We start from the raw sequence: 7,707 nt of genomic DNA, 5'->3' as shown, positions 1-7,707 counted from the left end.
GGCCTGACGTCCGGGCCGGCGCAGCAGGTTCAGCTCACGCTCGCCGAACAGGCCGGTCGGGCGTCGCCAGATGACCAGGATCATGGCGATGGCAAGCACGCCCTGGGTCAAGCCGAACAGGACAGGCAGATGCAGGCTGAGCACTTCGCCGCCGCCTTCGAAGCGGCGTACCACTTCGACCAAAACGATGGTGACGATGACGCCGGCGAAAGCGCCGAGCGACGAGGTCATGCCGCCGACGATCAGCATGGCAAGCATGGTGAAGCCCAGGTCGAAATAGAAATCGCGCGGTGAAAACGCACCCAGAAACTGCGCCATCATGGCGCCGGCAGCCATGGCGGCGACGACACCCGCCACCCAGGCGGCCAGACGCGCCGTGCGTTGGTCGACGCCGACGGCGGCCGCACCACGCTCGTCATTGGCGGCGGCTCGGCTGGCAAGGCCGAAAGAGGTTTCGCGAAACAGCCTCGCCGCCACCAGCGCCACCGAAGCGACGGCGGCAGGGGTCCACAGCCCGACCTCACGCGGCACGCCGTAGAAAGGCTGGCTGCCGCGGGTGATCTCGCGCCCGGCGACCAGCAGCGTGTAGACGATGATCAGCATGGCCAGCGTGGCGATCGAGGCGCTCGATCCGGAAAGCCTTAGCAGCGGCGCACCGGTCAGCAGGCCGACGACGACCGCCAGAGCCAGGACGATGGCCAGCGCTGCGACGAAGGAGAGTTGATGGCCGGCGAGGAATTGCGGCAGGTCGCGCAGCGCCGTTCGCTGCAGTGCCGTCGGCATGGTGAGGATGCCTGTCGCATAGGCGCCGAGGCCGACAAAGGCCGCCTGGCCGAACGAGACGATGCCGCTGTTGCCGGAGAATATCTGCAGGCCGAGCACCGCCGTCAGCATGATCGCGGCATAGGTGACGACGCGTTGCATGGCGGCGCCGCCGAAGATGAAGGCGGCAAGCGCCACCAGCAACAGCACCGCGACCATGCACAGGGCATCGGCCGTGGCGTTGCGGAACGCGGCCGGCATGAAGCCGGAACTCTTGCTCTCGCTCGTCGTCACCGACGCCATCACGCGGCCCTGAAGCGATCGGGTGAAAACGGGGCCAGGATCGGTTGCGCGCCTTGGGTGACCAGCTTGGCCACCGCCTCGCCGACTGCCGGCCCGGTCTTGAAGCCGTGGCCGGAAGACCCCGCCGAAACGACCAGCCCTTCGACATCAGGCATGGCGCCGATGACCGGCAGATCGTCGGGGCTCATGTCGTAGAGACCGGCATAGCCCGGCCGGATGCCAAGCTCGGCCATGGCCGGCACGCGGCTGGCGAAGGTCTCCAGGATCTCGACCGATTCCTGCTCCTCGACACCTTCCATGTAATCATCGGGATTTTCGACGAAGCGTGGACGGCCTGCATGTTCGTGGCGCAGGCCGGTGCCGCCGCCGGCCCAGGTCCCGGCGAGGATGACGCCGTCATTGTCTGGCCGCGCATAGTTGCAGGAAATGTCGTCGCACCAGGCGAACGGCATGACCTGCCTTGCCTTGCCGGCAGCGTCGAGCACGGCCATCGGATGGCGCTCGACATGCAGCGGCAGATCGAGGCCGACCGTCGCCAGCAGCCGGCGCGTCCACGGCCCGGCGGCCAGGACGACGGTATCGGCCTCCAGCATCGTTCCATCGGTCAAGATGACACCCGTGATGCGGTCGCCCTGCCGCTGGAGGCTCTCGACCAACGTGTTCTGCATGATCCTGGCACCACTGGCGCGGGCGGCACGGGCAATAGCATTGGTGGCGCCGAAGGCATCGGCATAGCCATACTCGGGTTCCCACAGCGCCAGCGCGACATTGTCCAGGGCAAAGCCCGGTGCGGCATCGGCAAAGGCCTGCGGCGACAATGTCTTGATGCGCGCGCCCTCGCCGCGGATGCGTTCGGCTGCCGACGTCCAGCTCGCCTTGTTGTCGTTGCCGCAGACCCACATCATGCCGATTTCGGTGACAAAGGATCCTTCGCCCGCGATTTCGGGCAGCGACACCAGGATCTCTCGGCCACGGATGGATAGCTGCGACAGTTCCGGCATCAGGTAGAAGGCGTGCAGCAGCGCCGACGATTTGCCCGACGGGCCGCCGGCGGGATGGGTCTGCTCGACCAGCGTGACCTTCACACCGGCTTTGGCCAGATCATAGGCCGCGCTCGATCCGACAATACCGGCACCGACGACGATGACGTCGCTTCCATTTCGCATGGCTGTTCCCCACAGTCTCTTGGCTGCTTTTCGACAAGGTAGGGCCAGCGATCGCGCAATGTCAACATCTCTTCATTGTTGACCGATATTTAAATCTCTGTAATAAACTCGACAAAACAAGAGAACACGGATTCCGGGGAGGCCCATGGCGATACGCGATGTTCTGATGCGCGGGGATCTTGCGCTGACGCCGTCGGAGGAGAAGATCGTTCGACTGCTGTTGACGGACTATCCGACCTCCGGCCTCGGCACCGCCTCATCGCTCGCCCGGCGCGCTGGCGTCAGCGATCCAACCGTGGTGCGGCTGGTGATGAAGCTCGGCTATGAAGGGTTTCCGGATTTCCAGGCGAGGCTTCTGGCCGAAGTCGAGGCAAGACTGCACTCGCCGCTGCTGATGATGGAGGCCAAGCGGCAGAGCGGTTCCAACGACAGCGCCGTGCTGGCCTATCTCGATAGCGTCACCACGGCCTTGCAGAAAGCCACCGCCGCGACACCCGTCCAGACTTACGAGCGGGCGGCCCGCTTGCTGATGGAGGCCAAGGGCGAGATCGTGATGGTTGGCGGCCGGTTCAGCCGCCACATCGCCGGCATGCTGGCCGGCTATCTCGTGCAGTTCCGCTCCGGGGTTCGCGATCTCGGCGTGCTCTCTCCGCAGATCTTCGACACGCTGGCCGACCTCGGCCGGCGCGACGTGCTCGTCGTCTTCGACTACCGCCGCTACCAACTCGATGTGATGGCCTATGCAAAACAAGCGGCGGCGCTCGATGTGCGCATCGTCCTGTTCACCGACCAATGGCTGTCGCCGATATCAGATCTCGCCGAAGTCACCATCGTCAGCCCGCTCGAAGTCGCCTCACCTTACGACACGCTGGCGCCGGCGATCGCACAGATGGAAGCGTTGGTCGCCCATATCGTTTCGACGCTGGGCGACGAGGCCCGCGCCCGCATCGAGCGACTCGAAAAGGTGCGGCATGCCAATGCCGTGACGCTCGACAGCGAACCGCAAGAGAACGGCGCGCGCAAGACACCCGGCCCCCGCAAGACACCGGGACCCAAATCAGCAAAGCAGGACGACAAAGCATGACCCAGGCCCTACCCAAACGAGACGAAGCCTTCCGTGCCGGCGAAACGGCACTGCTACTCGTCGACATGCAGCGCATCTGGCTGGAGCCGGGCGCCGATCCGTCGCATCCGGAACGTGGCCCCGATCATTATTTTTACCGGCAGACATCCTCGCAGACGATCCCCAACCAGGAGCGCCTGCTGGCGGCGGCGCGGGCCAATGGCGTCGAGGTGCTGCACACCATCATTCAGAGCCTGACCGAAGACGGCCGTGAGCGCTCGCTCGACCACAAGCTGACACCGATCCATGTTGCGCCCAGTCTCCCCGAAGGACTGCCGGTGGCATCGCTGGCGCCGGTTGGCGACGAGATCATGTTGCCGAAGACGTCGTCGGGCATCTTCAATTCGACCAATGTCGACTATCTCCTCAAGAACCTCGGCATCCGCTATCTCGTCGTGGTCGGCGTGCTGACCGATCAATGCGTCGACATGGCGGTGCGCGACGGCGCCGACCGCGGCTATCTTGTCACCTGCGTATCGGATGCCTGCGCCACCATCACCCAGGAACGCCACGACATCGCGCTCAAGGCCTTCGGCGGCTACTGCTGGGTGGCTGACACCGACACGGTCGTCGACCGCTTCAACGCTTTGGGAAAACCGGCATGACGTCGACTGTCGAGCCTCTGGTTGCCGTCGTCACCACGGATCTCTCCGCCGTCACGCGGGGCCGTTTCGTTGCCGAAAGCAAGTTGCAGAAGACCGCCACGACCGGCGTCGGTTGGCTGCAGGCCAATCTGTCGCTGACACCGTTCAACTCGATCGTCGATCCCAACCCCTGGGGCTCGTCGGGCGACCTGCGGCTGATCCCCGATCTCGAAGCGCGCTTTCGCACGACACGCACCGGATCGGCAACGCCATTCGATATGGTCGCCGGCGACATCGTCGAGCTCGACGGCAGCCCATGGCTCGGCTGCACCCGCACGATGCTCAAAGACGCGCTGGCCGATTTGAAAGCCGCAACCGGCCTGTCGGTCATCGCCGCTTTCGAGCACGAATTCAACGTTGCCGACGGCGGCTTCGCACAGGCGCATTCAATGTCTTTCGCCGCACTGCGCCGCGCCGACCCTTTCGCGCCCAATCTGATGGCGGCGCTCGAGGAAGCCGGCGTCGCGCCCGAGGTGGTCATCGCCGAATTCGGCGACGAGCAGTTCGAGGTGACGCACGAGCCGGCGGACGCGCTGACGGCGGCCGACCGCGCCGTCGCCATCCGCGAAATCACGCGCGAGTTGGCGCGCAATGCCGGCTGGCGTGCGAGCTTCGCCCCCAAGACAGCGCCAACCGCCGTCGGCAACGGCGTCCACATCCATTTCAGCTTCGTCGACGAGGCCGGCAAGCCGATGACTTACGATCCGGCACTGGCGGGCGGCCTTTCCGCCAAAGCGGGCGCCTTCTGTGCCGGCGTGCTGCGCCATCTGCCTGGGATGACCGCCATGACGGCGTCGAGCGTGTCGTCCTTCTACCGGCTGAAGCCGCACAGCTGGAGTTCTTCCTACACCTGGCTTGCCGACCGCGACCGCGAGGCGTCGCTGCGCATCTGCCCGACGGTGACGATCGGCGGACGGGATCCGGCGCGGCAATACAACATCGAATACCGGGCCGCCGACGCCACCGGCAATCCCTATCTGTCGCTGGCGGCGATCATCCGCGCCGGGCTGGAGGGGCTGGAGGCGGGCCTGCCGTCGCCACCTTTGGTCACCGGCGACCCGACACTGATGAGCGAGGCGGAGCGGGCAAGTCTTGGTCTGGTGCGCCTGCCCGAAACCCTGCCCGCGGCACTGGACGCGCTGCTGGCCGACGGCACCGTGACGGGATGGTTCGCGCCCGTCTTCATCGAAACCTTCGTCGGCCTCAAGCGACATGAAGCCGAGCGTCTTGCCGGTCTCGATCCGGCCTCCATCTGCGATCTCTACCGGACGCTCTATTGATGACCGCAGTGACAAAAAAAGATTGGCCCGAGGCCGTCGAGGCCCTCAACGAGCACGGCCGTTCCGATATCGTGCTGTTGTGCGAGCATGCGTCCAACCACATGCCGGTCGAGTATCGACAGCTTGGCCTCGATGCCCACCATCTGCAGCGCCACATCGCCTGGGATATCGGCGCCGCCGAAGTGACCCGCCTGCTGTCGTCGAAGCTCGATGCTCCGGCCTTCCTCAGCGGCTATTCGCGGCTGCTGATCGACCTCAACCGGCCACTGGGCACGCCAGGCAGCATTCCGGTACTGTCGGAAGACACCGACATTCCCGGGAATGTCGGCATCGATGCGGCGGAGCGGACCCGGCGCGCCGAGATCATCTTTTCGCCGTTCCATGACCGGGTGACCGCTTATCTCGACCGCCGGGCACAAGCAGGCCGGCAGACGCGGATCGTGACGATCCATTCTTTCACGCCGGTCTTCCTCGGCGTCAGCAGGCCCTGGCATGCCGGCGTGCTGCATGACCAAGCAAGAGGTCTCGCCGAAGCGATCCTTTCGGGCCTGCGCACCGATGCGGCGCTCAATGTTGCGGCCAATGTACCCTATGTGATCAGCCGCGACGCCGACTACGCCGTGCCCATCCATGGCGACGATCGCGGCATCGCCGCCGTCCTCGTCGAGATCCGGCAGGATCTTTTGTCGACACGGTCCGGCATCGAGGAATGGGCGGACCGGCTGGCGGCGGCACTGCCGGCACTCGAGACAGAAACCGTGCCGTGAGCAATCCAAGCCTGCGCGAGCGCGACGCCGCGACCATCGCCCAGATCGGCAAGTTGCGTTTCTCGCCGCTCGGCGTCATCGGCAGCCGGGGCAACCGGCTGATCGGCGGCTGCTGGCAATCACGCCCCGCGGCCACGGCTGCGGCAGAAATTACCCAAGCAGCCCCGCCTGATCGTTGCGCGGCATTTATTCCGCGATACGCACGATCAGCTTGCCGAAATTCTTGCCATCGAGAAGGCCGAGAAAGGCCTGTGGTGCATTTTCGATGCCATCGACGATATCTTCCCTGTAGCGGACGCGGCCGGACGATATCCATTCGGCCATCTCACGATAGAAGGCCGGGCGCTGGTCGACAAATTCACGCTGGATAAACCCCCTGATCGTCAGGCTGCGGTGCAGCACTTGCTGCATCAATACCGGCAAGCGGTCGACGCCGGCATCCGCGATGACGTTGTACTGCGCGATCAGCCCGCAGACCGGCACACGCGCAAATTCGTTCAGCAGCGGAAACACCGCGTCCCAGACAGGACCACCGACATTCTCGAAATAGATGTCGATGCCACCGGGGCAGGCTGCCTTCAACTGCTCGGCAAAATCATCGGCACGGTGATCGACGACCGCATCGAAGCCGAGTTCGTCTCGCACGAAGGCGCACTTGTCGGCACCGCCGGCAATGCCGACGGCACGCGCGCCCTTGATGCGCGCGATCTGGCCAACGGCCGACCCGACCGCGCCGCTGGCGGCCGCCACGACGACCGTCTCGCCAGGCTTCGGCTGCCCGATGGTGAGCAGACCGGCATAGGCCGTGAAGCCCGGCATGCCGAGCACGCCAAGCGCCGTCGTGATGGGTGCCGCAGCGGGATCCAGCTTGCGCAGCCCCACACCGTCGGACAAGGCAAAACTCTGCCAGCCGGAATGGGACAACACGATATCCCCTTCGGTAAATTCCGGGTGGCGAGAGATCACGACGCGCGCAACAGTACCGCCTTCCATCACGCCGTCGACATCGACGGGCCTGGCATAGGATTTCGTAGCGTTCATGCGCCCGCGCATATAGGGATCGAGCGACAGATAGAGGATCTGCAGCAGCAGTTCGCCCTCTCCCGGCTGGACGACATCAACCGTCTCGATGCGGAAATCATCCGGCTTTGGCCGGCCTTGTGGCCGCGCCGCGAGCACGATGCGGGTGTTGGACTGGATCGACATCGAAAATCTCCCTGCGAAGAAGGCTCTACTCGAAAAACCGGTTGGGCGGACGCTTCAGGCCGAGATTCTCGCGCAGTGTCGACCCTTCATATTGCCGCCTGAAGATCCCTCGCCTTTGCAATTCCGGCACCACCTTCTCGGCAAAATCATCGAGCCCGGCGGGCAGGTATGGAAACATGATGTTGAACCCGTCGGAACCCTCGCCGATCAGCCATTCCTCCATCTCGTCGGCGATTGTTTCAGGCGTGCCGACAAAAGCAAGGCCGGAATAGCCGCCCAGCCTTTGCGCAAGCTGCCTGACGGTCAGGTTCTCCTCGCGTGCCAGTTCGATGACGCGCTCGCGGCCACTCTTCGAGGCATTGGTCTCGGGGATTTCGGGCAAGGGCGCGTCGGGATCAAAACCGGACGCGTCATGTCCGATGGCGATCGACAGCGAGGCGATGCCGCTCTCGTAGT

At 64.8% G+C, this 7,707-nt stretch carries 7 protein-coding genes and 1 pseudogene; 4 read left to right on the top strand and 4 right to left on the bottom strand.

The genetic code is table 11. The features are described 5' to 3' along the window. A partial coding sequence (locus EN879_RS16380) for a branched-chain amino acid ABC transporter permease (RefSeq protein ID WP_164774433.1) occupies positions 1 to 1,065 on the bottom strand: 1,065 nt, incomplete at its 3' end. Next, positions 1,065 to 2,231: an FAD-binding oxidoreductase gene (locus tag EN879_RS16375; RefSeq protein WP_063170110.1), complete on the bottom strand. Its 1,167-nt coding sequence runs from the start codon at positions 2,229 to 2,231 to the stop codon at positions 1,065 to 1,067. The genes EN879_RS16375 and EN879_RS16380, both read right to left, overlap by 1 nt. Before the next feature lie 145 nt (positions 2,232 to 2,376). Between EN879_RS16375 and EN879_RS16370 the strand changes: the two genes are divergently transcribed. From EN879_RS16370 to EN879_RS16355, 4 genes are read left to right on the top strand one after another with little or no spacing between them, the layout of a single operon-like run. Further along, positions 2,377 to 3,315, top strand: a complete 939-nt coding sequence (locus EN879_RS16370; protein WP_063170109.1) for a MurR/RpiR family transcriptional regulator — start codon at positions 2,377 to 2,379, stop codon at positions 3,313 to 3,315. Then, positions 3,312 to 3,959 carry an isochorismatase family cysteine hydrolase gene (locus EN879_RS16365; RefSeq protein ID WP_013530318.1) on the top strand — a complete coding sequence of 216 codons (648 nt, stop codon included), beginning with the start codon at positions 3,312 to 3,314 and terminating at the stop codon, positions 3,957 to 3,959. The genes EN879_RS16370 and EN879_RS16365 overlap by 4 nt, the downstream gene beginning before the upstream one ends. After that, positions 3,956 to 5,278: a glutamine synthetase gene (locus tag EN879_RS16360; protein WP_013530317.1), complete on the top strand. Its 1,323-nt coding sequence runs from the start codon at positions 3,956 to 3,958 to the stop codon at positions 5,276 to 5,278. Before EN879_RS16365 ends, EN879_RS16360 begins: the two co-directional genes overlap by 4 nt. Then, positions 5,278 to 6,045, top strand: a complete 768-nt coding sequence (locus EN879_RS16355; RefSeq protein ID WP_024502302.1) for an N-formylglutamate amidohydrolase — start codon at positions 5,278 to 5,280, stop codon at positions 6,043 to 6,045. The genes EN879_RS16360 and EN879_RS16355 overlap by 1 nt, the downstream gene beginning before the upstream one ends. Before the next feature lie 186 nt (positions 6,046 to 6,231). On the opposite strand, the gene EN879_RS16350 is transcribed toward EN879_RS16355, so the two are convergent. Together EN879_RS16350 and EN879_RS16345 are read right to left on the bottom strand one after the other, a co-directional pair. Beyond that, positions 6,232 to 7,251: an NADP-dependent oxidoreductase gene (locus EN879_RS16350; RefSeq protein WP_024502301.1), complete on the bottom strand. Its 1,020-nt coding sequence runs from the start codon at positions 7,249 to 7,251 to the stop codon at positions 6,232 to 6,234. A gap of 25 nt (positions 7,252 to 7,276) precedes the next feature. Further along, positions 7,277 to 7,707 (bottom strand): annotated as a pseudogene (locus tag EN879_RS16345) (LLM class flavin-dependent oxidoreductase); the annotation flags it as partial.

The sequence above is a fragment of the Mesorhizobium sp. M7A.F.Ca.AU.002.02.1.1 genome (assembly GCF_003998535.1).
Taxonomy (GTDB): Bacteria; Pseudomonadota; Alphaproteobacteria; order Rhizobiales; family Rhizobiaceae; genus Mesorhizobium; species Mesorhizobium ciceri.
This window is presented reverse-complemented; position numbering and strand designations above follow the sequence as displayed.

Bases quoted from the DNA above. Each gene is read 5' to 3' on its own strand.
- EN879_RS16375 (WP_063170110.1), bottom strand. From the start codon at position 2,231: ATGCGAAATGGAAGCGACGTCATCGTCGTCGGTGCCGGTATTGTCGGA.
- EN879_RS16370 (WP_063170109.1), top strand. From the start codon at position 2,377: ATGGCGATACGCGATGTTCTGATGCGCGGGGATCTTGCGCTGACGCCG.
- EN879_RS16365 (WP_013530318.1), top strand. From the start codon at position 3,312: ATGACCCAGGCCCTACCCAAACGAGACGAAGCCTTCCGTGCCGGCGAA.
- EN879_RS16360 (WP_013530317.1), top strand. From the start codon at position 3,956: ATGACGTCGACTGTCGAGCCTCTGGTTGCCGTCGTCACCACGGATCTC.
- EN879_RS16355 (WP_024502302.1), top strand. From the start codon at position 5,278: ATGACCGCAGTGACAAAAAAAGATTGGCCCGAGGCCGTCGAGGCCCTC.
- EN879_RS16350 (WP_024502301.1), bottom strand. From the start codon at position 7,251: ATGTCGATCCAGTCCAACACCCGCATCGTGCTCGCGGCGCGGCCACAA.